Origin of the sequence: Pantoea sp. KPR_PJ (assembly GCF_041386365.1) — a bacterium.
Lineage (GTDB): Bacteria > Pseudomonadota > Gammaproteobacteria > Enterobacterales > Enterobacteriaceae > Pantoea.
Window position 1 is genome coordinate 879753 of the sequence record NZ_JABMIK010000001.1, and the last position, 25413, is coordinate 905165.

Sequence of the window (25413 nt, forward strand, 5' to 3'; positions counted from 1 at the left end):
GGTTGACACGGACCGGGCAGGTGAGGGTAAACCCGTATCAGAACTGGTAGATCAAGCCGACGGCAGTGATATCGTCAGTTTTCAGGCCCAGCGGATTGTTGTCGTCGAGCAGGTTGATCTTGTATTCAACATAGGTAGACATATTTTTGTTGAAGTAGTAGGTCACGCCCGCAGAGACATATTTCACAATGTCCGCATCGCCAGTATTTTCAATCTCTTTCCCTTTCGAAGAGACGTAGCCTACTGACGGGCGAATGCCGTTCAGGAACTGATACTGCGCGACTGCCTCAAAGTTTACTGCTTTGTTAGCATAGCCGCCGCTAACCGGCGTGGCGTTCAGGGTTTGACCATACATTGCAGCGAGATAGATCTGGTTAGCGTCATATTTCACTGCGGTTGCCCAGTGCTGCGCTTTCTCCCCTTCGCCGCGTGCTGCGGCGTTCTGCGTCTCGGTGCGATCCAGGCTGGCAAACGCGCCGCTAAAACTCAGGCCAAAATCGAAGTCATAGCTGGCAGACAGCGCATAGCCATCGCCATTAGAACGGCGCACCGCATCGATGTTACCGGAGCGATCGTTTTTACCTTGATACTGCGCACCCAGATTCAGACCTTTGACCAGGCCAAAGAAATCTTTGTTGCGCCAGGTCAGCACACCGGTGGAACGGCCCGCCAGGAATCCATCGGTATAGCCTGAATCGCCGCCAAAGAAGGGCAGCATGTCGGTGTAGGCCAGTACATCATAAACCAGGCCATAGTTGCGGCCATAGTCGAGCGAACCGGCATCGCCATATTTTAGGCCGGCATAGCCAAGGCGGGTGCGGTTACCGGTTTGCGCATCGCTACCCTCTGAGTTACGCAGGCTGTACTGGTACTGCCAGAACCCATAGCCGGTCAGCCGATCGGCAATTTTCGTTTCGCCTTTGAAACCAAAGCGGGCGTAGGAAGAGGTGTCCCCGTCGTTATTAGTGTCATCTGAAAACAGATGTGAAACGTTAATTTTACCGACCAGGTCAAGTTTATTCCCGTCCTTATTATAAATCTCCGCTGCCTGAGCGGAAGATAATCCGAGAATGGACGACACGAGTGTCGCCAGGAAAGCGCGCTGCATCATTTATTTTTACCCTGTCTTTGTTAGTTATTATTTCCCCGTTAAACGAGGTGCAGAAAAAATGACACAAAAAGGTAAACAGACCTAGTGCAATAAGTGTAATCAAATGTTTCGAAAAGGGTCTGCAACCTTTTGCTGCCTGCCAGTTCGCCTCTGGTTCTCTGAAAATCGACATCTTTAACAAAAATAAAAAAATTTAATTATAAATTAACTTATTGATTTAAATGGTTTAATTAATCACATTGATGTTTTCTTATCCAGAGGGTTCGGCGGAAAATAGCGGCTAGCTAATCCCAGATGAAAATCAAGCTTAACTGAAAATGTTCAATAACCCGCAGCAGGATTGAATGCTGATCATTAGCGTGCTTACAAATTGAAATCTTCGTCACGACTTTTATTTCCGCCATGATAATAACGTCAGAAATAATGCGACAAACGCTCATATTTATTTAGCGTTGACAGGCAGTAGACGGATGGCTGTTTTTCCTTGTCTGGCATGTTAATGGCTGCCTGCAGGTGCATTTCTGTTTTTTTTATTCAGACAATGCACCCGATGATATTAAAGCGTTGCCTGTTTAAAGGGCGACATGCACGCTTCCGGTGCGACTGTTGCCCTGTTATGGCAATAAAAATCAGGAGCGATCACAAAAGCAACATTTACTTCGGCAACTGCATAAATCCTCTGTGGATCCTTCGGCGCAAGCGCGGTCTGCTCAACATTATTCACTATATATGCATTTAAAGTGAATAGCGTCGATGTGTAACTTATTGATATTTCGCAACGCGTCTCATTTTATGCATTTATTCCCTTGGCTGGCACGCAAGCTGCAATCTAGAGTAGGGCTGCATTTACCCGGATTTCACAATTTTAAAACATTAGCTTTACTCACCGGCATGCCGGGCGGGAAGGCAGGAGAAACAGTTATGTCACTGCAGGTTTCGCGTCACGACTTTGATGAATGGATGGTGCCGGTCTACGCGCCAGCAAATTTTGTACCGGTGCGCGCGACGGGGTCGACCCTCTGGGATCAACAGGGTAAAGAGTATATCGATTTAGCCGGAGGTATTGCCGTTAACGCGCTGGGGCATGCCCATCCTGACCTGCAACAGGCGCTGACCGAACAGGCTGCGCGCCTCTGGCATACCGGTAATGGTTATACCAACGAGCCCGTTTTACGCCTGGCGAAACAGCTCATTGATGCGACCTTTGCTGACCGCGTATTTTTCTGTAATTCCGGTGCCGAGGCCAATGAAGCCGCATTAAAGCTGGCGCGTAAAGTGGCGCACGATCGCTCTGGCAACCAGAAAAGCGGCATCGTTGCCTTTAATAATGCCTTTCATGGCCGCACGCTGTTTACCGTGTCGGCAGGTGGGCAGCCCGCCTACTCAAAAGATTTTGCGCCGCTGCCGCCCGATATCCATCATACGCCTTTCAACGATCTGGAGGCCGCGGCGCAACTGATTGATGACTCGACCTGTGCCGTTATTGTGGAGCCGATCCAGGGGGAAGGCGGGGTACTGCCCGCCGATCCCGCCTTTTTGCGCGGCCTGCGCGAGCTGTGCGACAGGCATCAGGCGCTGCTGATTTTTGACGAGGTGCAGAGCGGCGTAGGGCGCACCGGGTCACTTTATGCCTATATGCACTACGGCGTGACGCCGGACGTGTTGACCACCGCCAAAGCGCTAGGGGGCGGATTTCCGATTGGTGCCATGCTGACGCGCGAAGATCTGGCGCAGGTGATGGGGGTGGGGACGCACGGCACCACTTACGGTGGCAATCCGCTGGCGGGAGCGGTAGCAGGCAAAGTGCTGGAGCTGATTAACCAGCCCGCCACGCTGAGCGGTGTGACCGAGCGCCATCGCTGGATCGTTGAGGCTCTGGAGGCGATTAACCAGCGCCTGCATCTGTTTAAGGAGATACGCGGTCTGGGCTTGCTGATTGGCGCGGTGCTGAATGAGGACTATGCCGGTAAGGCGAAGCAGTTCAATCTGGCGGCGGCCGAGCAAGGTGTGATGGTGCTGATTGCGGGTGCCAACGTCGTGCGCTTCGCCCCGGCGTTGAATATCAGTGAGCAGGAGGTCAAAACCGGCATGGCACGTTTCGCCCTTGCCTGTGAACACCTGGCGCGAGGATCAACAACATGATGATAATTCGCCCTGTTGAACATGATGACCTGGCGCAGTTGCTGACGCTGGCGGGGAAAACCGGCGGCGGCCTGACCTCTCTGCCGGTTGACAGCCCGACCCTGCAGGCGCGCATAGAACGATCGCTGCAAACCTGGCAGGGCACGCTGCCGCGAGCTGAGCAGGGTTACGTGTTTGTGCTGGCAGACAGCGATGACAACCGGGCCGTGGGTATCTGTGCGATTGAGGTCGCCGTCGGACTGCAGGAGCCCTGGTACAATTTTCGCGTGGGCACCCAGGTCCATGCCTCGAAAGAGCTCAACGTTTACGCGGCGCTGCCGACGCTGTCGCTGAGCAACGACCACACCGGCAGCAGTGAACTTTGCACGCTGTTTCTCGATCCCGACTACCGCGACGGAAAAAACGGCTATCTGTTATCGAAGTCGCGCTTCCTGTTTATGGCTAATTTCCGCCATCTGTTTATGGATCGCGTAGTGGCCGAGATGCGCGGCGTCAGCGACGAACAGGGGCACTCTCCCTTCTGGGACAGCGTTGGCAGTCGCTTCTTCTCTATGGCGTTCCGCAAGGCAGACTTCCTCAGCGGCACCGGACAAAAGGCGTTCATCGCTGAACTGATGCCTAAACACCCGCTCTATATTGACTATTTGTCGCCTGAGGCGAAGGCGGTGATTGGCCAGGTGCATGAGAAAACCGCGCCTGCGCGCGCGGTGCTGGAGGCGGAAGGGTTCCGCTACCGCAACTATATCGACATCTTTGACGGTGGCCCGACGCTGGAGTGCGAGATTGATGACATCCGCGCCATTCGTAAAAGCCACGTGCGCAGCGCTGTGCTCGGCGAGCCGGATGAGCACGCACCGCTCTGCCTGGTGGCCAGTCTCAACTATCACCATTTTCGCGTTGCGCTGCTGCCTGCACGGATTGAGCAGCACGACGTGGTTCTTAATGAGGCGCAGCTCAGCGCACTGCATATTCAGCCAGGCGACAGCCTGCGCGTGGTCACGCTGGGTAGCGAGGAGAAAAAAGCATGACGCAAATGATTAACGGCGCGTGGCTGGCAGGTCACGGCGATATGCTGAGCAAAACCGATCCCGTAACGGGTCAGTCTGTATGGCAAGGGCACGCCGCCAGCGCCGATCAGATTGCTGACGCGGCGGCGGCGGCACGCGCTGCCTTTCCCGGCTGGGCGAGACGCCCGTTTACCGAGCGTCAGGCGCTGGCCGAACGCTTTGCCGCGCTGCTGGAGAGCCATAAAGCGGATCTGGCAGAGACCATCGCCACAGAAACCGGCAAGCCGCGCTGGGAGGCGCTGACCGAGGTTCAGGCGATGATCAACAAGATCGCCATTTCAGTAAAAGCCTTTCACACGCGTACGGGTGAGCAACATGAGGGCGAAAGCTCTCTCCGCCATCGGCCGCACGGCGTGCTGGCGGTATTTGGTCCCTACAATTTCCCCGGCCATCTGCCTAACGGCCATATTGTCCCTGCGCTGCTGGCGGGTAACTGCGTGCTGTTCAAGCCCAGCGAGCTGACACCCTTAACCGCAGAAAAAACCGTGCGGCTTTGGCTGGAGGCGGGGCTGCCGCGCGGCGTACTGGCGCTGTTGCAGGGCGCGCGTGAAACGGGCCAGGCGCTGGCGGCTGAGGCGCAAATCGATGGCGTGCTCTTTACCGGTAGCGCGGGCACGGGCTATCAGCTGCACCGCCAGTTTGCCGGTCAGCCAGAGAAAATGCTGGCGCTGGAGATGGGGGGGAACAATGCGCTTATTGTAGAGGAGCCAGCGGATATTGACGCAGCAGTGCATATTGCGGTGCAGTCAGCCTTTATTACCGCCGGTCAGCGCTGCACCTGCGCGCGCCGTTTACTGGTGAAACGCGGCGCAGCAGGGGATGCATTCCTGCAGCGGCTGGTGGAGGTCAGTGCGCGGCTTCAGCCCGGCGCGTGGAACGCTGAACCGCAGCCGTTCATGGGCAGCGTGATTTCTGTCGGCGCGGCGGAAAAAATCTATCAGGCCTGGCAGCAGCGCGTCGCGCTTGGCGGCGAGGTGCTGCTGGAGATGCGCTGGCCGCAGCGCGATAAGGCGTTGCTGACGCCGGGCATTATCGACGTGACGCAGGTGCATGGACTGCCGGATGAAGAGGTGTTTGGTCCGCTGCTGAATGTGATCCGTTACGACAGTTTTAGTGAGGCGATCCACAGGGCTAACGATACCCGCTATGGCCTGTCGTGCGGCCTGATTTCGCCGTCACGTGCGCAGTTCGACCAGCTGCTGCTGGAGGCGCGCGCGGGTATCGTTAACTGGAACAAGCCGCTTACCGGCGCGGCAAGCAGCGCGCCATTTGGGGGCATTGGCGCATCGGGTAATCATCGTGCCAGCGCCTGGTACGCCGCTGATTACTGCGCCTGGCCCATGGCGTCGCTGGAGACGCCGGATCTGACGTTGCCCGCCGCGCTGTCGCCGGGCCTTGATTTCTCTCTGCGCGAGGAGCAGGCATGAAAGCGGCTGAAGCAAACTTTGACGGGCTGGTCGGCCTGACGCACCACTATGCCGGACTCTCATTCGGCAACGAGGCATCGACGCGCAACCAGCATCAGCCCTCCAATCCTCGCCTGGCGGCAAAACAGGGGCTGCTGAAAATGAAGGCGCTGGCGGATCGCGGATTTGTTCAGGGCGTCATTCCGCCGCATGAGCGGCCGAATCTGCCGCTGCTGCGTCAGCTTGGCTTCAGCGGCAGCGATGAGCAGGTGCTGATGCAGGCGGCGAAATCTTCACCTGCGCTGTTATCGGCCGTCAGTTCCGCCTCAGCGATGTGGGTGGCTAACGCGGCAACGGTATCGCCTTCGGCAGACAGCCGCGACGGGCGGGTACACTTCACCGTGGCAAACCTGAATAATAAATTTCACCGCGCCATGGAGGCACCGCAGACCGCACGGCTGTTGCGTGCCATTTTCCGCGATCCGACCCACTTTAGCGTACACGACGCGCTGCCGCAGGTTGCGCTGTTTGGCGACGAAGGGGCGGCGAACCATAACCGGCTGGGCAGAGAGTATGGTGAGCGCAGCCTGCAACTCTTTGTTTATGGGCGTGACGACAACGGCGGCGTGGCACCGGGCCGCTATCCGGCACGACAGACGCGCCAGGCGAGTGAGGCGGTGGCGCGTTTACATCAGCTCGACAGCAGCCAGACGCTATTTGCTCAGCAAAATCCCCAGGTGATCGATCAGGGGGTGTTTCATAACGATGTGATTGCGGTCAGCAACCGCGAGGTGCTCTTCTGCCATCAGCAGGCATTTGTTGGACAGCCTGAGTTACTGACGACGCTGCAACAGCGAGTGCCTGGCTTTACGGCCATTGAGGTGCCGGAGCATCGCGTTTCGGTCGCAGATGCCGTCAATACCTACCTGTTTAACAGTCAGTTGCTGAGCCGCGAGGATGGCTCAATGCTGCTGGTGCTGCCGGAAGAGTCACGCCAGCATTCCGGTGTCTGGCGTTATCTGAACGAGCTGGTCGAGCAGGGTGGACCCGTCGGCGAACTGCTGAGCTTCGATCTGCGCGAAAGTATGCACAACGGCGGTGGTCCGGCCTGCCTGCGCCTGCGCGTGGTGCTGACGCCGCAGGAGCTGCAGGCGCTTAACCCGGCGGTGATAATGAACGACAGGCTGTTCGCGACGCTGAACAGCTGGATAGATCGCCACTACCGCGACCGTCTGACGCAGGCGGATCTGGCCGATCCGCAGCTGTTAAGGGAAGGGCGCGACGCGCTGGATGAGCTTACGCAGCTGCTGAATCTGGGCAGCGTTTATGCCTTCCAGCTGTAGCCGACACGGGCTTCTCTTTCGCAGACAGGAGTAACCATGCAGGATTTTCTACAGCAAACGCTGTCAGGGAAGGCGCCGGCCATGCTGCACGGCGAGACCCCCACTTTGCGCTGGCAGTGGATCGATCACGGGATCCTCCAGCTTGATCCCAAATGTGAACCGCAGCAGGCGCTGGTGCTGTCGGCGGGCATTCATGGCAATGAGACCGCGCCGGTAGAAATAATGAACAGGCTGGTTAACGCGTTACTGCGCGGCGAGATGGCGCTCCGTCATCGCGTGCTGGCGATTCTTGGTAACCCGCCGGCGCTGCGGGCCGGAAAGCGCTATTTGCGTTACGACATGAACCGGCTGTTTGGCGGCCGCTGGCAGCAGATTGAGGACTGCGACGAGGCTCGACGCGCGCTACGCCTGGAGCAGGCGACCGACGCGTTCTGGCTTCAGTCGTGTAAAGCGGAGCAGCCGCGCTGGCACCTTGACTTGCATACCGCCATCCGCGGCTCCTGGCATACGCGTTTTGGCGTACTGCCGCTTAACCTGCAGCCCTGGCCAGCAGATTTTATTCACTGGCTGGCGGTAGCTGGGCTGGAGGCACTGGTGTTTCATACTGCGCCTGGCGGGACCTTCACTTACTTTAGCTGCGCGCATTTCAGTGCGGCCAGCTGTACGCTGGAACTGGGCAAAGCACTGCCATTCGGCACCAACGATTTGACGCAGTTCGCTGCCGCGCAGCTGGCGCTCTCTGCGCTGCTGAGCGGGGAGCCGCTGCCGCAGGCACAGGCTGCGCCGCGCCATTATCGGGTCGTGCAGCAGATTACCCGCCTTAGCGAGCAGTTCCAGCTGCATATGGACGCAGAGACGCGCAACTTCACCGCGTTCCCGCAGGGTGCACTGCTGGCCGAAGATGGAGAGAGGCGTTACGTTGTGCAGCAGGCGCGGGAATATGTGCTGTTTCCTAACCCTGCCGTTGCGCCCGGGCTGCGTGCTGGCTTAATGCTGGTCGAGGAAGGGGAGCAGACGGCGGCGCTGGCGCGCTGACAAAAAACGGCAGCAAGGCGCAGAATTATCCTTCCGCTTTGCTGCCCAAACCCTTACACTCCTCCATAATTCCTGCCAAATCCGCTTTGAATTCATACTCCTTTGCAATTCCTCACGCTGTTCTTCTCATTCTCTCCATGATTGCCCGATTTTTGTCTTTTATGCTTTCACGGCTTTACTCACTCTCTGAGTGATTGACATTCAGCAGCGTAATCTTGTTTTCGAAGACACGACAGACTGCTGTCGTCATTAACTGAATGATAAGGACACTATTATGCGTAAACTGACTTCACTTCTTCTGGCTTCTACTCTGGCATTCGGTGCGGCAAGCGCAGTCCATGCAGCGGCTGACAACCTGACACCTCCACCGGCCGGTAGCGAAAAAGCGATGCATAAGCCGCCGATGCACCACGGTATGAACATGATGTTTAAGGATCTGAACCTGACCGAGGCGCAGAAAACCCAGATTCGCGACATCATGAAAGAGAGCCATAAAGATTTTAAACGTCCGTCACTGGAAGAGCGTCGTGCCGATCATGCAATCGTGGCGGCTGACAGTTTTGACCGTGCGAAGGCGGAAGCGCAGGCAGAAAAAATGACCGCTAACGCAAAAGAGCGCGCCGTCGCGATGATGGAAACCCAGAACAAGATCTACAACGTGCTGACGCCAGAGCAGAAAAAGCAGTACAACGCCAATTTTGAAAAGCATCTGACTGAAAAAGGCCCGCGCGACGGTAAATTTGCCCCACCGCCGGCTGAATAATCACGCTGAATTGAGGCTGTAAGACCGCCGACGTTGCCCAGAAAAAGAGCGCTGGGCAGCGTCGGCGGTTTTTTTATAGCGGTTCAATGGGATAGTGGCCGGAGATAAGCGGTCGACAGAGGATTTTATAGCCGTCGTGGTCGAAGCCGCTCGGCGCACGTTTCAGCTGGCGCGCCTCTTCCAGCGTATTAACCGATCCCAGATAAAACCAGTGATCGATAACGTGGATCTGCGTCATCAGTTTGCCTTCCTCAATCAGCGCCACCGGACCCTGCCAGGGCCAGCACACCACCCGCACGCTCTCCAGCGCTTCCAGCAGGCGCGCCTGATGATCGTCCACGGTCTCACGACCACAGCAGGCACCGGCACAGCGGCGCAGTGCCGCGCGAAAACAGGGGCGGTTAGCGCTCAGCTTCTCCAGTCCCAGCAGGCCGTGACAGAGCTGGTGCTCATCGGCCAGATATTTCAGCGTTTCCAGCGCCTTATGGCGGCTACGGTAGAGGCCAAACAGATCAGGAGAGTGGGAAAAATCGACGTCGCGGGCATAGACCACATCAGGCTTGCCGTCGACAAAGCGAATAGAACAGAGCTGGCGATTTTTGCGCAGACGTTTATTAAACAGCGGCTGCTGGGTTTTGATCATTTGCGCTTCCAGCAGCAGTGCGCCCAGGTCGCCGGCGGTTGGGATCCAGCTGACGCGCCGCGCCTGGCGCAGCATGCGTGCTTCTTCTGGCGTGCGGAAGTGGGACATCACCCGCGAACGCAGATTAATGCTTTTCCCGATGTAAAGCGGCAGCGTCTCGCTGTCACCGTGAAAGGTGTAGACGCCGGGCTGATTAGGTAAGCCTTCCAGCCATTCGCGCAGGTGTTCGGGATATTCGTAGATAGCAGCCGCATCAAACTCGAGGCGGTGCGTAGCGGCACGTCGAACCAAGACAGACTCCTGTAACTGTGTATTCATACAGCATATCAGTCTGTTCAGGCTTTCGCCAGTGGGTTAATGATTGAACATATGGGTGGAAAGGTTTCCCCTGCCGGAAAGCAGGGGAAAAGGGCGCTACTTCCAGAAGTCGTCAAAAACGGTCACTGGCGGGCGGCGCTTGTGCTCGGTCTTCTGATACCAGTTTTCAATGATCTTCGCTGTTTCCGGGGCGACGCTTTTGCCCTCCAGATAGTCGTCGATCATTTCATAGGTGACGCCCAGAGCCACTTCATCTTCCAGACCGGGACGGTCATCTTCCAGATCCGCGGTTGGACGCTTCAGATAGAGATGTTCCGGGCAGCCCAGGGTTTTTAACAGCAGCTTGCCCTGACGTTTGTTAAGGCGAAACAGCGGGTTGATGTCGGTGCCCCCGTCGCCATATTTGGTGAAAAAGCCGGTTACCGCCTCCGCCGCGTGATCGGTGCCGACCACCACCCCCTGGGTCATACCCGCAATGCTGTATTGTGCCTTCATGCGCTCGCGTGCTTTCTCGTTGCCGCGCACAAAATCTGACAGCTCAATGCCTGCCGCTTTTAGCGCGCGTTCGCTGGCCAGCACTGATTCTTTGATGTTAACCACCAGTGAGCGATCGGGCTGGATAAACGCCAGCGCGTCCTGACAATCCTGCTCGTCCGCCTGTACGCCGTAGGGCAGGCGTACGGCAATAAAGGTATACGCCTTGTCGCCGGTCTCTTCACGCAGTTCGCTGATGGCCAGCTGCGACAGTTTGCCCGCCAGCGTTGAGTCCTGCCCCCCGCTGATGCCGAGCACCAGCGTCTTCAGAAACGGGTGGCGCTTCAGGTAGTTTTTGAGGAAATCCACGCTGCGACGAATCTCCTGCTGCGCATCGATCTCCGGGTTAACGCCAAGTGCGGTAATGATTTCCTGTTGCAGTGACATGCCTCTCTCCCCAAGTCATTGGCCTGTTGGCCCGTGCGAACCATTCCTTAAAGCTAACGTGCATCAGTGAAAACAACAAGCCAAAGCGCCAGTTGTTTCCGGTTAACTGCTGCGTTATCAGACGGTTTCTTTCCGCGGCGCAGGTTTTTGCGCGAGGAAAGTAAACATAAAAATAGCCAGCATAAAACAGCCGAAGATGGTCCCGGTCATGCTGAGCAGGGAGGTGCCACCCAGCCCCGTAATGGGTACCGAGAGCGCTCCAAAAGAGAACATGCAGACGCCGATCACCGCCGAGGCGCTACCGGCGCGGTGGCCCTGACTCTGCATGGCGAGCGACGACGCGGTGGTGGCAATGACGCCATTGCTGGCGATGGTGAAAAAGAGGGCAACCAGCACCAGCGGCAGAGGGGCATCGCTCAGCCCCGCCAGCAGCAGCAGGCTGGAAGCGACAAACGCCAGCGTCAGGCCACCCTTCAGCACGCGATACTCACCCCACAGCGGGCAGAGGCGGGCGCTGGTTTGCGAGGCGATGACCAGACCGATGCCGTTAGCGGCAAAGCAGAAGCTGAACGCCTGCGGCGACAGGCCGTAAATTTGCTGTAATACGAAGGGAGACGCGCCGATATAGGCGAACATGCCCGACATCATAAACGCCTGCGTCAGGCAAAAGCCCATAAAGGGACGGTGGGTAATGACCTGACCCAGTGCGGCCCAGGCCGAAAACACCGACCCCTGGCTGCGGCGTTCTGGCGGCAGCGTTTCGTGCAGCTTCCAGCGTGCCAGCAGGATCAGCAGCAGCGCCGTGGCACCCAGCACAATAAAAATGCCGCGCCAGTTAAGCACCGTCATCAGGACGCCTCCGAGCACCGGCGCACCAATCGGCGCCAGGCCGTTGACCAGCATCAGCAGGGCAAAAAAACGCGTCAGCTCATGGCCGCTGTACATGTCACGCGCCACGGCACGCGAGAGTACCGCACCGCCGGCGCCAGCCAGTCCTTCGAACAGGCGCGCCAGTAGCAGCTGATGAATATCCTGCGCCAGAGCGCAGCCCACTGAGGCGATAAACAGCAGGACCAGCGAGAGCGTGAGGGGACGCAGGCGGCCAAATTTGTCGCTCATCGGCCCGAACAGCAGCTGGCCCGCACCCAGCCCGAGCAGGCCAGCAGTGAGGCTAAGCTGCGCGGTGGCGGTTGAAGTATGAAGATCCTGTGCCAGTTCTGGTAGCGCAGGCAGGTAGAGATCGATGCAGAGCGGGCCAAGCGCCGCCATCAGGCCCAGCGTGATGGCATAGACCAGTCGGTTCGTTGATGCAGGTGTCATTTGTCCTCTGAGGGCGTGATAAGATGATGGATCATCTGTTTATAAAGGGTGTAGAGCAGCTCCGCTGACGCTTTCTGCGTCGTCAGCCGACGAAAAGCCGTGCCTTCAATCAGCACCGCCAGCACCTCAACGCAGGCGGCACGTTGCGCCTCGCTCAGGTGGGGATAGTCCCGGCGCAGTTTTTCGCAGGCATTATGAAACAGCCGCGCTTCTGCACGCTGCAGGATTTCACGGACGCGCGGATTGCGGCTTGCCTCAGCAGCCACCTCCAGCATCAGCATCTCATCCTCTTCGTTCAGGGTTTCCCGGCGGGCGATCATATCGGCGATATGGAGAAGATCGTTCTGTTCACTCATCGCGACCACACGACCGTCAACGATGCGTTTTATCATCTCTTCAATAAGCGCGTTTTTGCTGGGAAAATAGCGATAAATTTGCCCAACGCTGAGGCTGGCGACGCTGGCAAGCTGCGCCATGCTGGCAGCGTGAAAACCTGACTGACGAAAACAGCGTCGCGCTGCCGCGATGATCTCATCCTGTCGCGTACGGTGGCGGGCATCGCGCGCTGCACGCTGTCTGTTCATCTCGCCTCCGAAAAGTAGTTTTGAGAGTGGTTATTCTCGCGCAGGATTATACGGGCCGGGCGGGAGATAAACAGCTTTTTTACGCGAACCTGACGATGAAAAGTCAGCGTAAAATGCACCCATAAAGTTGATAAATCTGCATTTCTGTTCCAGGCTTAAGCTTACATGGACAAAAAATGAGGAACAACAAGATGAAAAAAGCAATGGGTTGTATCGCTGCGGCGCTGACGCTGGTCGCACTGTCTGGTTGTACGGCTTACGATCGTGCTGAGAGCTACGTCAGCAAGCCGGTTGTTAAGGATGTGAAAAAAGGCATGACGCGCGATCAGGTACGTCAGATTGCGGGTCCGGCTTCTACCGAGATTACGATGGTTCACGCACGCGGTACCTGCCAGACCTATGTGCTTGGCGAGCGCGACGGCAAGCCACAGACCTATTTCGTTAGCTACAACGACACAGGCCGCGTGATGAACTATGGCTTCCAGAGCTGTAAAGATTACGACACCGATCCACAGGCTGCACAATAAGCCTGAAAAAACTGAATAACATAACGGCCCGTCATTGACGGGCCGTTTTCATTGGTCGCGATAAGCCGTGCTGCTCGCTTACAGCCCGGCCGGACGCGGCACCTCAATATATTCGCCATTAATATCGCGCTGGTAGTAGTGCCCCTCCTGCACGTAAAAACGTCTGCCGTTAAAGTCGAGCACCCGCATCTCTCTGTAGGGTTCAGCGGGGGGCTGTACCACCACGTAGTTTTCACCCTGGCGCTGATAGTAGTCGCCATTCAGCAGGTAGTAGGTAAGACCGCCAATCAAAACGGCGGTTGCGGCTTCCGGCAGGAAACGCAGCGGACCTGGACCGCCCCAGCCGCGACCGTGACCGCCCCAGTGAGGGCCTGGACCCGGCCCCCAACCACCGGGATGGGCTGAAACAAGGGCTGGCGACAGCAGCGTTAGCGCCAGCATTGAGGCGATAACTTTTTTCATCGGTTTTCTCCTGCGGTAACTGCCCGCAGCATTCTCTTTTTCCGGCGCGAAAACAAGCGCAGAGGCGCGACTTTTTCCTCTTTTTACCACGCTTAACGCTTTCTTAACGACGTCGCCATCATGGCGGCGGATTGTGAAGCACGGGCAGGGTGGAGGCGCTGTTGCAGCCGCGCACTGATAAGGCGCAGAAGAGACCACTTTCTAAAGGCGACAAACCGGTGAAGCTGCCGGGATCCCTGGTCCAGGTTGCGTAATTAACCTTCAGACAGGGACGAGAGGCTAACAGAGGGAAGAAGTAGCAGAAAAGACGGGGCAGAACATAACGCAAAAAAAATGCTGGTGACGTTCACGTCACCAGCATGGAAGGTCGTCGTCAGGTTCAGGGCCAGATAACGCGCTTAGCGATGAGCCAGCTCCGCGTGCTCATCGCTCTCCAGCACCTTTTTATCGGTCATGCCCAGCCAGCGGCTGGTCAGGGAACCGGCAGTCATTGAGCCGTTGACGTTCAGGGCGGTGCGGCCCATATCGATCAGCGGTTCGATAGAGATCAGCAGGGCAACCAGCGTAACAGGCAGGCCCATTGCCGGCAGCACAATCAGCGCAGCGAAGGTTGCGCCGCCGCCAACGCCTGCCACACCGGCGGAGCTGAGCGTGACGATACCCACCAGCGTCGCAATCCAGACCGGGTCGAACGGGTTAATGCCCACGGTCGGGGCCACCATGACAGCCAGCATCGTTGGATAGAGGCCGGCACAGCCGTTTTGCCCGATGGTTGCGCCAAACGAGGCGGAGAAGCTGGCGATCGATTCCGGTACGCCCAGACGACGCGTCTGGGTTTCCACGTTCAGCGGAATACTGGCGGCGCTGGAGCGGCTGGTAAAGGCAAACGTGATCACCGGCCATACCTTGCGGAAGAAGCGCAAAGGATTAATACCGTTCACCGACAGCAGCAGCGCATGGACGCCAAACATAATCGCCAGGCCCAGGTAGGAGGCAACCACGAAGCCGCCAAGCTTGATGATATCCTGCAGGTTAGAACCCGCGACAACTTTGGTCATCAGCGCCAGCACGCCGTAGGGGGTCAGCTTCATGATCAGTCGCACCAGCTTCATCACCCAGGACTGCAGCGTATCAATAGCGACCAGAACGCGCTGGCCTTTGACTTCGTCATCTTTCAGCAACTGGAGCGCTGCTACACCGAGGAAGGCCGCAAAGATCACTACGCTGATAATCGACGTGGGGCTGGCACCGGTCAGATCGGCAAACGGGTTTTTCGGCACAAAAGAGAGCAGCAGCTGCGGAACGGTCAGGTCGGCAACTTTGCCTGCGTAGTTGCTCTGAATGGCAGCCAGACGCGCGCTCTCCTGCGCCCCCTGCACCAGACCTTCAGCACTGAGGTGGAACAGGCCAGTAACCAGCACGCCAACCAGCGCAGAGATGGCGGTAGTAAAGAGCAGAACGCCAATCGTCAGCAGGCTGATTTTGCCTAACGATGAGGCATTGTGCAGACGCGCCACGGCGCTGAGAATCGAGGCGAACACCAGCGGCATCACGATCATTTGTAGCAGCTGCACGTAGCCGTTACCGACAATGTTGAACCAGCTGATAGAGGTTTTCAGCACGTCACTCTGCGCACCATAGATAGTTTGCAGCGCCAGGCCGAACAGCACGCCGATCACCAGACCGACCAGCACTTTTTTCGACAGGCTCCAGCTTTGGCGACCCAGGCGCGATAGCAGCAGTAGCAGCGCGACAAAGGCAACGAGATTAAGAATCAGAGGTAGATCCATGTTGGCTCCAGAGAGCGCGTCCGGCTTTCTGAAAAGCCGAAACGCGAGATATTGTGACACACGAATTAAGTGGCCGTATGGTACCAGCTACCGCTGGTGTCGACTTATATCCAAATGGAATGGCTTATAACCAGACAGCATTTTCTGCGGTTTTAATGTGCTTTTTGCGCAGAAATCAGGCGAGAGACGCCATTTTGCAGGGTATCAAACAGCTGCGAGGTCCAGCCCTGCGCACCAAAGGAGGGCGCGCCCGGCGGAAACCACAGGGAACAGCCTACCAGCACCAGGCAGAGCGTGCGCTCAAGCTGATTGCCTTTCTGGCTTCTGAGGAGGGGCAAACGAAAACGCCAGCGGCAGGGCCATAACAGCGGCACGCCAGCAGGCGTCAGCATATCAGCAACGATGTGGCTAAGATAACCCAGCGTCATGCCCTGCAAAACGTCGGCCGGCAGCAGCCAGTCTTCCGGCACGTTAATCTGAAACAGCCACAGGCTGGCGGCTACTGCCAGCAGGCTGTGCGTAAAGCCGCGATGACCAAATGCACGTGCTATCGGATAGGAGAGCCACTTTAGTCTCTGACCGAGCAACGATTTTGGATGATCAATATCAGGTAACAGGCAGGTAAGCAGCGCGGCGGGAATAAGGTGCCACCAGTCAGCCTGAGCCAGCACGGGTGTCAGCTCAGCGCGTTTAGCAAAAATAGCAGTGGCAATAGCAAAAATTACGTGGCCTTCGCCCGTCATGATAGAACCTGGGTGCAAACTGTCGATGCATCCAGTATAGGGATTTATCCAGTGAATGAGAAGTTGTGACGCTGTAACGAAGCGTGAATTTTACAAGCGAAACGGCGACCGGATGCCGCCGTGCTTTACGTTATCGCGCCAGCCAGCCACCATCGACGGCCAGCGTATACCCATTTACGTAATCGGATGCGGATGAGGCGAGAAAAACCGCCGGCCCCATCATATCTTCCGGTACGCCCCAGCGAGCGGCAGGAATACGGCCCAGAATCTCAGCGCTGCGGCCTTCATCGTTGCGCAACTGCTCGGTGTTATTGGTCGCCATATACCCTGGCGCAATCGCATTGACATTGATGCCGTGCTTTGCCCATTCGTTTGCCATCAGGCGCGTCAGGCCCATAACCGCACTTTTTGAGGCAGTGTAAGAGGGCACGCGGATACCGCCCTGAAACGACAGCATCGAGGCAATGTTGATGATTTTGCCGCCGTGTCCCTGGGCGATAAACTGGCGAGCCACCTGTTGTGAAAGAAAGAATACGCTCTTACTGTTGATGTTCATCACATCATCCCAGTCCTGTTCGCTGAAGCTTAACGCATCTTCGCGACGGATAATGCCGGCGTTGTTGACCAGAATGTCGATCCTGCCCGCTGCGGCGACCGCCTGCTGCACGATGCCGGGCACCTCTTCCGTGCGGATTAGATCCGCCTGTAGAGACCAGAAACGACGACCTAGCGCTTCTACGCGCTGCTGCGTTTCTGTCGCATCGTCTCGATTAACCCCGACGATATCGCAGCCAGCCTGCGCCAGTCCCAGCGCCATGCCCTGACCAAGCCCGGTGTTACAGCCGGTGACCAGCGCGACTTTCCCTTCCAGATTAAATGCGTTGAGTATCATAAGTGCGCCTCCTTTGTTAGCGCAGATCGCGGATATTGACATGATCCATGTCGTCGAAAACCTGATTCTCGCCCACCATGCCCCAGATAAAGGTGTAGCGTTGGGTGCCGACGCCGGCATGAATCGACCAGCTGGGTGAGATCACCGCCTGTTCGTTATGCACCAGCAGATGACGCGTCTCCTGCGGCTGGCCCATCATGTGAAACACGGCGCTCTCCGGGCTCATGTCGAAGTAGAAGTAAACCTCCATGCGGCGCTCGTGTGTGTGGCACGGCATGGTGTTCCACAGGTTGCCCTCCTCCAGACGGGTCAGACCCATTGTCAGCTGGCAGGTTGGCAGAACATCCGGCACCAGATATTTGTTGATGGTGCGACGATTAGAGGTGGCCGCGTCGCCCAGCGTGGTGCGCACTGCCTCCTCTTTGCCCACTTTTTTATCGGGAAAGCGACTGTGGGCCGGTGCACAGTTGAAATAGAACTTTGCCGGGCAAGACGCATCATTGCTGTGGAAAATGAGGTTTTGTGCTCCTTTACCGACGTACAGCGCCTCTTCTGAACCTATCTCCCAGACTTGACTGTCAACCGTTACCGTGCCCGGGCCGCCAATATTGATGATCCCCAGCTCCCGGCGCTCAAGGAAGTAGCTGACGCCCAGCTGCTTGCCCATCTCGTTGCCGAAGGTGACGCTGGTGGCTACTGGCATGACTCCGCCAACGATGATGCGGTCAGTGTGGCTGTAGGTCAGGGTGTAGTCATCTGCGCTGAATATTTTCTCAATAAGAAACTCGCGGCGTAGCGCAGCGGTATCGAGCTGTCTGGCGTGTTCACTGTGAATACTTTGACGAACGTCCATCTTAATCCTCTCTGGCGAAGTCAGGCAGGCGTGCCCCGCGGGGCGTCTGAGGGCATCTTAAAAGGAGTGGACAGGCAATTCAATAAAATTGAAACGTTGTTTTATTTTTTGAGATGGCGATCAACAGATAATAAAAAACCCGCCAGCGGCGGGTTTGTGGTCATCCCAGCAGGTGGGTGGCCGTGAGCTGAGTAAGATTGTCCAGCTTGACATTTGCCAGTGACCAGCGCGGATCGTCGCTCAGCGCGGCAGGTGGCACGACGATGGATCGCATACGGGCGGCTTTAGTGGCGACCATTCCGTTGACAGAATCTTCCAGCGTCACGCAGTGCAGCGGATCAATCTCCAGCCGCGCTGCGGCATCCAGATACACCTGCGGATGGGGTTTACTGTAGGGCAGCACCTCGGCAGAAACCAGCACGTCAAACGCGCCACGCAGTTCAAACAGCGCCAGCACGCGCTCCAGCATCATAAGCGGCGAGGCGGAAACCAGTCCGGTTTTCAGTCCCTGCTGACGGCAGAGGTGCAACGCCTGCCGGACGCCGGGCAGCAGTGGGCGCTGCTCCTCAATTAGCGCCAGTGCCCGGGCAATAATGCGCGCGGTGACCTCCTGCTGTGACGGGCCGGACCAGGGCATTGTTTCGTACCACATGCGCACGACCTGATCGATGCGCAGGCCCAGCGTATCCGGCAGCTCACCGCGGCGGGAGAGATCGACATCCAGCGTGGAGAAAATATCCATCTCAGCCTGATCCCACAGCGGCTCGGAGTCAATTATCAGGCCATCCATATCAAACAGGGCGGCGTAAACAGGGCGGGTATAACTCATCAGCTGGCTCCTTGTTGAATTTGCGCTACCTTATCATGGGCCGATGGGCACCGCGAAAGCGCACGGCCGATGCTTTTTTCAGGAAATATCTGCGGCAGACAGGTAGACTGACTGCAAACTGGATTCAGGTACAGGAGATACCATGACATATCAACAGGCTGGCCGCATCGCCATCCTTAAGCGCGTGGCTGGCTGGGTAATTTTTTTGCTCGCGCTACTCTCGACAGCAATTTCAGTGCTGAGCTTTATGTTCAGACACAGTGAAAAACAGCCGGGCATCGATGCTGTTATGCTCGACTTTGTTCACGTCATTGTCGATATGATCCGCTTTAATACGCCTTTCCTCGGCTTCTTCTGGCATAACTCTCCGGTTCCGGCCTTTAATGGCCAGATGAATATTGGCTTCTGGATTATCTATATTCTGATCTTTGTCGGGCTGGCACTGGAATCATCCGGTTCGCGCATGGCACGGCAGACGCGCCATATCAAAGAGGGCATTGAAGATCAGCTGATTCTGGAGCAGGCCAAAGGAAGTGAAGGGCGCACGCGTCAGCAGCTTGAAGAGAAAATTCGGGTGCCACACCACACCATTTTTCTTCAGATTTTCCCGCTCTATATTCTGCCGGTTGTGATTGCCATCGGCGGCTATTTCGTGCTGTCGCTGCTCGGTTTTCTCTGACAGGTCAGGCCGGTCTGGCCTGACGCTGCGCCAGCGCATCTTCATTCATCAGCCGGCCCACGGCAAACTGTGCCTCGCTTAACCAGCTGCCGCCGAATACGTTGGCGCGGTTAAGCAGATAGTAGAGCTGATAGACTGGCTGGCGCTGCGAGAAGCCATCCGGCAACGGCCAGACGGACTGGTAGCCTTCGTAGATCTGACGCGGCAGGTCAGAAAACCAGCCCAGCATCGCCAGATCGCACTCGCGGTCGCCCCAGTAGCAGGCAGGATCAAAAATCCATGGGCCGATGGCGCTACCGGCACAGTTTGCTGGCCAGAGATCGCCATGCAGCAGTGAAGGCTGAGGATGATGGGAAGCGAGCGCGCGCTGAACGCAATCAACGATCTCTTCCGTGTTGCCGTAGGTAATCCCTTTCTCTTCTGCCAGCTGAAGCTGCCAGCCAATGCGCTGCTCGGCAAAAAAGACAGACCAGCGGCGCAGCCAGCTGTTAGGCTGCGGTGTAGTGGTAATATTATTGTCGAAATCCAGGCCGAACTGTGCCTGCTCGCTCCACTGGTGCAGACGCGCCAGCTGCTCGCCAAGCTGAAAGGCGTTCGCCGCATCAAGCGGCTGTGGCTCGATATACTCCAGCAGCAGAAAGCTATGGTCGCGGTGGTGGCCAACGCCATAGACCTCGGGTACGCGCACGCTTTGCGTGCGTGCCAGCAGCGCCAGCTGATCGGCTTCCCAGGTAAAGAGAGTGAGCATCTCTCGGCTGTTGCACTTCACAAAGACATCGTGCTCGCCATAGCGGATACGCCAGGCAGGATGCACATCCCCTCCGGCGAGTTCATGGCGTTGGGTTATCTCAGCGTTGCCTAACTGCTCGCTTAACAGACGACTAATAGCGGTCCACATTGGGCGATCCTCTCTTTACCTGTCAGGCTGCGGCATCACTCCGGGCTTAACACGATATACAGGCAATTATATCGCTAAGCATCCCTGCAAAAACCCGCGCTCGCGCACAGCTTACCGGAATGAATGGCAAGGGATATTACCTGGAGGCGTCGTGCAGATAAGCCTCCAGCGTAGTCACATTGACCTCGGGCTTCTGGTGTAACACGCTTTCACCCGCGGCAACGGCCTGCTGTTGCAGATCGTCCGGGGAGAGGGCGCTGACCAGCCCAAAGCTGTTGGTAGCCAGCGGGTGCGCTTTGCCTTCATCATCATGAAGAGTGGTAGTGAATCCGGCAGCCACCATTGCACTATTAAGTCTCTGAACATCACTCAGGCCAGATTCCTCATAGCTAAACGTGACAACGTAACGATTAACATTGCCGCTCATTTTTCACCTCTGTATAGCATGACTGAGCACAGCGTAGACCATGGCGAAAAAATGCGCGAATAATGAACAGGATAATTGCCCGGATAATCCGCATCTGAATGTAAAACCGGGTAAAGCGCCAAAGGTGCCGCTGAAAGATTTTGTCGTATTTGCGGTTTTTTTTTGTCTGCCACACAGAGGATGTTTCGCCGTTAATGAGAAAATTCCCAATGTGCAGGCGGCGTGGCGCGATCGGCAAAGGAGATCGTCAGGTTAATAATTATTTACAATACTTACCGTAAATTGCATTGATTGGCCGATAAAAGTCTTCACACTCTCCTTTTTTTTTAACTGTCGTACGGGTCACAATAAATGAAAGTGCTTAACAAGCTCTCAGCCGTTCTTTTGCTTTCCGCCGGCGCGTTTTGCCACCAGGCATTGGCGGATAACACCGTTTTTACCGCAATGGACGATCCATCAACGGCAAAAAAACCGTTTGATGGCAGCGCCTCTGCGGGATACCTGGCACAAACAGGTAACACCAAAAGCTCCTCACTTACTGCTCAAACCAATATGACGTGGTATCAGACCTCCATGGCTTACAGCCTGTGGGGCAATGCAGCGAATACCTCGTCTAATGATGAGCGTTCGGCAGAAACCTACAATATCGGTGGCCGTACGCGTTATAACCTCAACAGCTTTGACTACCTGTTTGGTCAGGCGAGCTGGCTGAGTGACCGCTTTAACGGCTACGATTCGCGCGACGTTCTGACTGCGGGTTATGGTCGTCAGATTCTGAGCGGTCCCATCCACTCGCTGCGGGCAGAATTTGGTCCGGGCGTGCGCTATGACGATTTCCACGACGGCGGTAGCGAGACCCGCGCACTGGGTTACGGCGCGCTGAGCTATCAGTGGCAGCTGACCGACAATACCAAGTTTATTCAGGGTGTCTCTGTCCTGAGCAGCTTTGGTGAAGATACGACTATCAACTCTGAAACCGGTCTGCAGGTGGGCATCAACGATCACTTTGCGTTGAAGCTGGCCTATAACGTGACCTGGAATAACAATCCGCCAGAGTCTGCGCCGGATCGCACCGACACGCGCACCAGCATTATGCTGACTTACGCCATGTAAACCGCGCGGTATGTTGGTTAACCGCAGCTCTGCTGCGGTTTTTTTTCGTCTGTTCCTCAACTTAGCCAAACAGCGGCGGGTTTTGCTGGCAGCCTAAAGCTGTTATCATCTGCGGCGCACTACTTCCTGGCGTCATTCCGACAACGTGGGTCTGACATTACGCCGGGCAATCACCTTTACTCAATGTTGTATGTAAGCTTTCGTGTGGCTTACCACTGCAATTAAGGATACGAAATGCCTGTAATTACTCTTCCTGATGGCAGCCAGCGCGTTTACGATCGCGCGGTCAGCGTGATGGATATTGCGCTGGACATTGGTCCGGGTCTGGCGAAAGCCTGTATCGCGGGACGCGTCAACGGACAGCTTGTCGATGCGGTTGATCCCATCACAGAAGATGCGTCTGTTGCCATCATTACTGCCAAAGATGAAGCGGGTCTGGAGATCATTCGCCACTCCTGTGCGCATCTGCTGGGACATGCGATTAAACAGCTGTGGCCCAACACAAAAATGGCGATCGGTCCGGTTATCGATAATGGCTTCTACTATGACGTCGACCTCGACCACACCCTGACGCAGGAAGATATTGACGCGCTGGAAAAACGCATGCACCAGCTGGCTGAAACCAACTACGACGTTGTGAAAAAAGTCGTTAGCTGGCAGCAGGCGCGTGATGTGTTCGCTGAGCGCGGCGAGAACTACAAAATTACCATTCTTGATGAGAACATCAGCCATGACGATCGTCCTGGCCTGTACCATCATGAAGAATATGTCGACATGTGCCGCGGTCCGCACGTGCCGAATATGCGTTTCTGCCACCACTTCAAGCTGCAAAAAATTGCGGGTGCCTACTGGCGCGGCGACAGCAATAACAAGATGCTGCAGCGTATCTACGGCACCGCATGGGCAGATAAAAAGCAGCTCAACGCCTATTTACAGCGTCTGGAAGAAGCGGCGAAGCGCGATCACCGTAAAATCGGTAAGCAGCTCGACCTGTATCATATGCAGGAAGAAGCGCCGGGCATGGTTTTCTGGCATAATGACGGCTGGACTATCTTCCGCGAACTGGAAGTGTTCGTGCGCAGTAAGTTGAAAGAGTACCAGTACCAGGAAGTGAAAGGTCCGTTTATGATGGACCGCGTGCTGTGGGAAAAAACCGGGCACTGGGAAAACTACAAAGAAGCGATGTTCACCACCTCATCTGAGAACCGTGAATACTGCATCAAGCCGATGAACTGCCCGGGCCATGTTCAGATCTTCAACCAGGGTCTGAAGTCCTATCGTGACTTACCGCTGCGTATGGCCGAATTTGGCAGCTGCCACCGCAATGAGCCGTCAGGCGCACTGCACGGCCTGATGCGCGTGCGCGGCTTCACACAGGATGACGCCCATGTCTTCTGTACCGAAGACCAGGTGCGTGATGAAGTAAACAGCTGTATTCGCATGGTTTATGACATGTACAGCACCTTCGGCTTTGAAAAGATCGTGGTGAAGCTCTCCACGCGTCCTGAAAAGCGCATCGGCACGGATGAAATGTGGGATCGTGCTGAAGAAGACTTGGCCGCCGCGCTGAATGAAAACGAAATTCCGTTTGAATTCCAGCCCGGAGAAGGGGCATTCTATGGCCCGAAAATTGAATTTACCCTGTATGACTGTCTTGACCGGGCCTGGCAGTGCGGCACAGTTCAGCTAGACTTTTCCCTGCCAAAACGTCTGGATGCTACCTACGTCGGTGAAAATAACGACCGTCAGACCCCGGTGATGATTCACCGCGCAATTCTTGGTTCAATGGAGCGCTTTATTGGCATCCTGACCGAAGAGTTCGCTGGTTTCTTCCCGACCTGGCTGGCACCGATGCAGGCGGTGGTAATGAATATTACCGATGCACAGGCAGAATATGTCGACATGTTGACACGCAAATTGCAGAATGCTGGCATTCGTGTGAAAGCAGACTTGAGAAACGAGAAGATAGGCTTTAAAATCCGCGAGCACACATTACGTCGCGTCCCTTATATGTTGGTCTGCGGTGACAAAGAGGTGGAAGCTGGCAAAGTGGCCGTTCGCACCCGCCGTGGTAAAGACCTCGGGACGATGGATATCGATGTGTTTGTTGAGAAGCTGCAACAAGAGATTCGCAGCCGCAATCTTCACCAATTAGAGGAATAAGGTTATTAAAGGCGGAAAACGAGTACAACCGACGCGTCCGAATCGTATCAACGGTGAAATCCGTGCCACTGAAGTACGCTTAACTGGCGTGGATGGCGAACAGATTGGTATTGTCAGCCTTCGCGAAGCTATTGAAAAAGCTGAAGAAGCGGGTGTTGATTTAGTAGAAATCAGCCCGAACGCCGAACCGCCGGTGTGCCGTATCATGGACTACGGCAAGTTCCTTTATGAAAAAAGCAAATCTTCTAAGGAACAGAAGAAGAAGCAAAAAGTTATCCAGGTTAAGGAAATTAAATTCCGTCCTGGTACCGATGAAGGCGACTATCAGGTAAAACTCCGCAGCCTGATTCGTTTTCTGGAAGAAGGCGATAAAGCCAAAATCACGCTGCGTTTCCGCGGTCGTGAGATGGCGCACCAACAGATCGGTATTGAAGTGCTTAACCGCGTGAAAGAAGATCTGACAGAACTGGCAGTAGTCGAATCCTTCCCATCGAAGATCGAAGGCCGCCAGATGATTATGGTGCTCGCTCCCAAGAAGAAACAGTAGGCTTTCAAGTAACAATGACCGCGCAGCGTTCGCGCTGTGCGGCCCTTTGTTCGCCTGTCTGATTCGTTTTATTAACAATGCGAAGTGGATATTTTTAAAATGCCAAAGATTAAAACTGTACGTGGCGCGGCTAAGCGCTTCAAGAAGACCGCTTCTGGCGGCTTCAAGCGTAAGCACGCAAACCTGCGTCATATTCTGACTAAAAAATCAACTAAGCGTAAACGTCACCTGCGTCCGAAAGGCATGGTGTCTAAAGGCGATCTGGGTCTGGTTGTTGCCTGCCTGCCGTACGCATAAGTTAACTTTTTTATAAATCTGCCCCGACACCTCTGCATTCAGCAGGGCATAAGGGCATCACAGAATATTGATACAGGAGAGCTCACATGGCTCGCGTAAAACGTGGTGTAATTGCTCGCGCACGTCACAAAAAAATCTTAAAACAAGCTAAAGGCTACTACGGTGCACGTTCACGTGTTTACCGCGTTGCTTTCCAGGCTGTTATCAAAGCTGGTCAGTATGCTTACCGTGACCGTCGTCAACGTAAGCGTCAGTTCCGTCAGCTGTGGATTGCGCGTATTAACGCAGCAGCGCGTCAGAACGGCATGTCCTACAGCCGTTTCATCAATGGCCTGAAAAAAGCGTCCATTGAAATTGACCGTAAGATCCTGGCCGACATCGCTGTATTCGACAAAGTGGCGTTCACCGCACTGGTTGAAAAAGCGAAATCAGCTCTGGCGTAAGTCAGATAAAAAAGGGAGCTTGCTCCCTTTTTTATTGCCTGTAACTCAAGCAAAAGATTGACATTTTCACCGCCGGGCTTTTCAATAGTGCCCTCTG

The 25413-nt window shown here is 55.8% G+C and carries 26 protein-coding genes; 13 read left to right on the forward strand and 13 right to left on the reverse strand.

What is annotated here, in order from left to right; translation table 11 throughout:
- Positions 1–37 precede the first annotated feature (37 nt).
- A complete protein-coding gene (locus HP564_RS04190) occupies positions 38–1111 on the reverse strand; it encodes a porin (RefSeq protein WP_371240442.1) in 1074 nt (357 codons plus the stop codon).
- Between the two features lie 921 nt (positions 1112–2032).
- On the opposite strand from HP564_RS04190, the gene HP564_RS04195 reads away from it, so the two are divergent.
- From HP564_RS04195 to spy, 6 genes are all read left to right on the forward strand, one after another.
- Positions 2033–3253 (forward strand): aspartate aminotransferase family protein, encoded by a 1221-nt coding sequence (locus tag HP564_RS04195; RefSeq protein ID WP_371240444.1) that lies wholly within the window; start codon positions 2033–2035, stop codon positions 3251–3253.
- The gene (gene astA / locus HP564_RS04200) at positions 3250–4281 is read left to right on the forward strand and encodes an arginine N-succinyltransferase (RefSeq protein WP_371240446.1); all 1032 of its coding nucleotides are present in this window, start codon (positions 3250–3252) and stop codon (positions 4279–4281) included. Before HP564_RS04195 ends, astA begins: the two co-directional genes overlap by 4 nt.
- Positions 4278–5747, forward strand: coding sequence for a succinylglutamate-semialdehyde dehydrogenase (gene astD, locus HP564_RS04205; RefSeq protein WP_371240448.1), 1470 nt, complete (start codon positions 4278–4280; stop codon positions 5745–5747). The genes astA and astD overlap by 4 nt, the downstream gene beginning before the upstream one ends.
- Positions 5744–7069, forward strand: a complete 1326-nt coding sequence (gene astB, locus HP564_RS04210) for an N-succinylarginine dihydrolase (protein ID WP_371240450.1) — start codon at positions 5744–5746, stop codon at positions 7067–7069. Before astD ends, astB begins: the two co-directional genes overlap by 4 nt.
- A 36-nt stretch (positions 7070–7105) precedes the next feature.
- A complete protein-coding gene (gene astE / locus HP564_RS04215; protein ID WP_371240452.1) occupies positions 7106–8104 on the forward strand; it encodes a succinylglutamate desuccinylase in 999 nt (332 codons plus the stop codon).
- Positions 8105–8378: 274 nt separating this feature from the next.
- Entirely contained in the window at positions 8379–8867 is a 489-nt protein-coding gene (gene spy, locus HP564_RS04220; protein ID WP_371240454.1) for an ATP-independent periplasmic protein-refolding chaperone Spy, read from the forward strand.
- A gap of 73 nt (positions 8868–8940) precedes the next feature.
- On the opposite strand, the gene cho is transcribed toward spy, so the two are convergent.
- The 4 genes from cho to HP564_RS04240 all read right to left on the reverse strand — a co-directional run bounded on the left by cho (position 8941) and on the right by HP564_RS04240 (position 12653).
- Positions 8941–9801 (reverse strand): excinuclease Cho, encoded by an 861-nt coding sequence (gene cho / locus HP564_RS04225; protein WP_371240456.1) that lies wholly within the window; start codon positions 9799–9801, stop codon positions 8941–8943.
- 123 nt (positions 9802–9924) lie between these two features.
- Positions 9925–10749 carry an ammonia-dependent NAD(+) synthetase gene (gene nadE, locus HP564_RS04230; protein WP_371240457.1) on the reverse strand — a complete coding sequence of 275 codons (825 nt, stop codon included), beginning with the start codon at positions 10747–10749 and terminating at the stop codon, positions 9925–9927.
- Between the two features lie 117 nt (positions 10750–10866).
- Positions 10867–12069 (reverse strand): multidrug effflux MFS transporter, encoded by a 1203-nt coding sequence (locus HP564_RS04235; protein ID WP_371240459.1) that lies wholly within the window; start codon positions 12067–12069, stop codon positions 10867–10869.
- Complete coding sequence (locus HP564_RS04240) at positions 12066–12653, reverse strand: TetR/AcrR family transcriptional regulator (protein WP_371240461.1); 588 nt, start codon at positions 12651–12653, stop codon at positions 12066–12068. Before HP564_RS04240 ends, HP564_RS04235 begins: the two co-directional genes overlap by 4 nt.
- A 191-nt stretch (positions 12654–12844) precedes the next feature.
- On the opposite strand from HP564_RS04240, the gene osmE reads away from it, so the two are divergent.
- Positions 12845–13180: an osmotically-inducible lipoprotein OsmE gene (osmE, locus tag HP564_RS04245; protein WP_371240463.1), complete on the forward strand. Its 336-nt coding sequence runs from the start codon at positions 12845–12847 to the stop codon at positions 13178–13180.
- Positions 13181–13258: 78 nt separating this feature from the next.
- Here osmE and HP564_RS04250 read toward each other — a convergent pair whose 3' ends face one another.
- The 6 genes from HP564_RS04250 to hxpB all read right to left on the reverse strand — a co-directional run bounded on the left by HP564_RS04250 (position 13259) and on the right by hxpB (position 18749).
- Positions 13259–13642: a DUF6515 family protein gene (locus tag HP564_RS04250; protein WP_371240465.1), complete on the reverse strand. Its 384-nt coding sequence runs from the start codon at positions 13640–13642 to the stop codon at positions 13259–13261.
- Positions 13643–14040: 398 nt separating this feature from the next.
- Positions 14041–15432 carry an L-cystine transporter gene (locus tag HP564_RS04255; RefSeq protein WP_371240467.1) on the reverse strand — a complete coding sequence of 464 codons (1392 nt, stop codon included), beginning with the start codon at positions 15430–15432 and terminating at the stop codon, positions 14041–14043.
- A gap of 152 nt (positions 15433–15584) precedes the next feature.
- Complete coding sequence (locus tag HP564_RS04260) at positions 15585–16175, reverse strand: metal-dependent hydrolase (protein ID WP_371240469.1); 591 nt, start codon at positions 16173–16175, stop codon at positions 15585–15587.
- A gap of 130 nt (positions 16176–16305) precedes the next feature.
- The gene (kduD, locus tag HP564_RS04265) at positions 16306–17067 is read right to left on the reverse strand and encodes a 2-dehydro-3-deoxy-D-gluconate 5-dehydrogenase KduD (RefSeq protein ID WP_371240471.1); all 762 of its coding nucleotides are present in this window, start codon (positions 17065–17067) and stop codon (positions 16306–16308) included.
- 16 nt (positions 17068–17083) lie between these two features.
- Complete coding sequence (gene kduI, locus HP564_RS04270; RefSeq protein WP_371240473.1) at positions 17084–17920, reverse strand: 5-dehydro-4-deoxy-D-glucuronate isomerase; 837 nt, start codon at positions 17918–17920, stop codon at positions 17084–17086.
- 160 nt (positions 17921–18080) lie between these two features.
- Positions 18081–18749, reverse strand: coding sequence for a hexitol phosphatase HxpB (gene hxpB, locus HP564_RS04275; protein WP_371240475.1), 669 nt, complete (start codon positions 18747–18749; stop codon positions 18081–18083).
- A 142-nt stretch (positions 18750–18891) separates the two neighbouring features.
- Between hxpB and HP564_RS04280 the strand changes: the two genes are divergently transcribed.
- On the forward strand, positions 18892–19428 hold the full coding sequence (locus HP564_RS04280) for a YniB family protein (protein WP_371240477.1): 537 nt from the start codon (positions 18892–18894) through the stop codon (positions 19426–19428).
- A gap of 4 nt (positions 19429–19432) precedes the next feature.
- Here HP564_RS04280 and HP564_RS04285 read toward each other — a convergent pair whose 3' ends face one another.
- Positions 19433–20326, reverse strand: a complete 894-nt coding sequence (locus HP564_RS04285; RefSeq protein ID WP_371240479.1) for a fructosamine kinase family protein — start codon at positions 20324–20326, stop codon at positions 19433–19435.
- A 136-nt stretch (positions 20327–20462) separates the two neighbouring features.
- Complete coding sequence (gene ghoS, locus HP564_RS04290; RefSeq protein WP_371240481.1) at positions 20463–20753, reverse strand: type V toxin-antitoxin system endoribonuclease antitoxin GhoS; 291 nt, start codon at positions 20751–20753, stop codon at positions 20463–20465.
- 351 nt (positions 20754–21104) lie between these two features.
- Here ghoS and HP564_RS04295 point away from each other — a divergent pair, with 351 nt between their 5' ends.
- The 5 genes from HP564_RS04295 to rplT all read left to right on the forward strand — a co-directional run bounded on the left by HP564_RS04295 (position 21105) and on the right by rplT (position 25316).
- A complete protein-coding gene (locus HP564_RS04295; protein WP_371240483.1) occupies positions 21105–21866 on the forward strand; it encodes a YdiY family protein in 762 nt (253 codons plus the stop codon).
- A 234-nt stretch (positions 21867–22100) separates the two neighbouring features.
- Positions 22101–24029: a threonine--tRNA ligase gene (gene thrS / locus HP564_RS04300; protein WP_371240485.1), complete on the forward strand. Its 1929-nt coding sequence runs from the start codon at positions 22101–22103 to the stop codon at positions 24027–24029.
- Positions 24030–24033: 4 nt separating this feature from the next.
- A complete protein-coding gene (infC, locus tag HP564_RS04305; RefSeq protein ID WP_033747527.1) occupies positions 24034–24576 on the forward strand; it encodes a translation initiation factor IF-3 in 543 nt (180 codons plus the stop codon).
- A gap of 99 nt (positions 24577–24675) precedes the next feature.
- The gene (gene rpmI / locus HP564_RS04310) at positions 24676–24873 is read left to right on the forward strand and encodes a 50S ribosomal protein L35 (protein ID WP_006118955.1); all 198 of its coding nucleotides are present in this window, start codon (positions 24676–24678) and stop codon (positions 24871–24873) included.
- Between the two features lie 86 nt (positions 24874–24959).
- On the forward strand, positions 24960–25316 hold the full coding sequence (gene rplT / locus HP564_RS04315; protein WP_075181661.1) for a 50S ribosomal protein L20: 357 nt from the start codon (positions 24960–24962) through the stop codon (positions 25314–25316).
- The last annotated feature ends 97 nt before the right edge of the window (positions 25317–25413 follow it).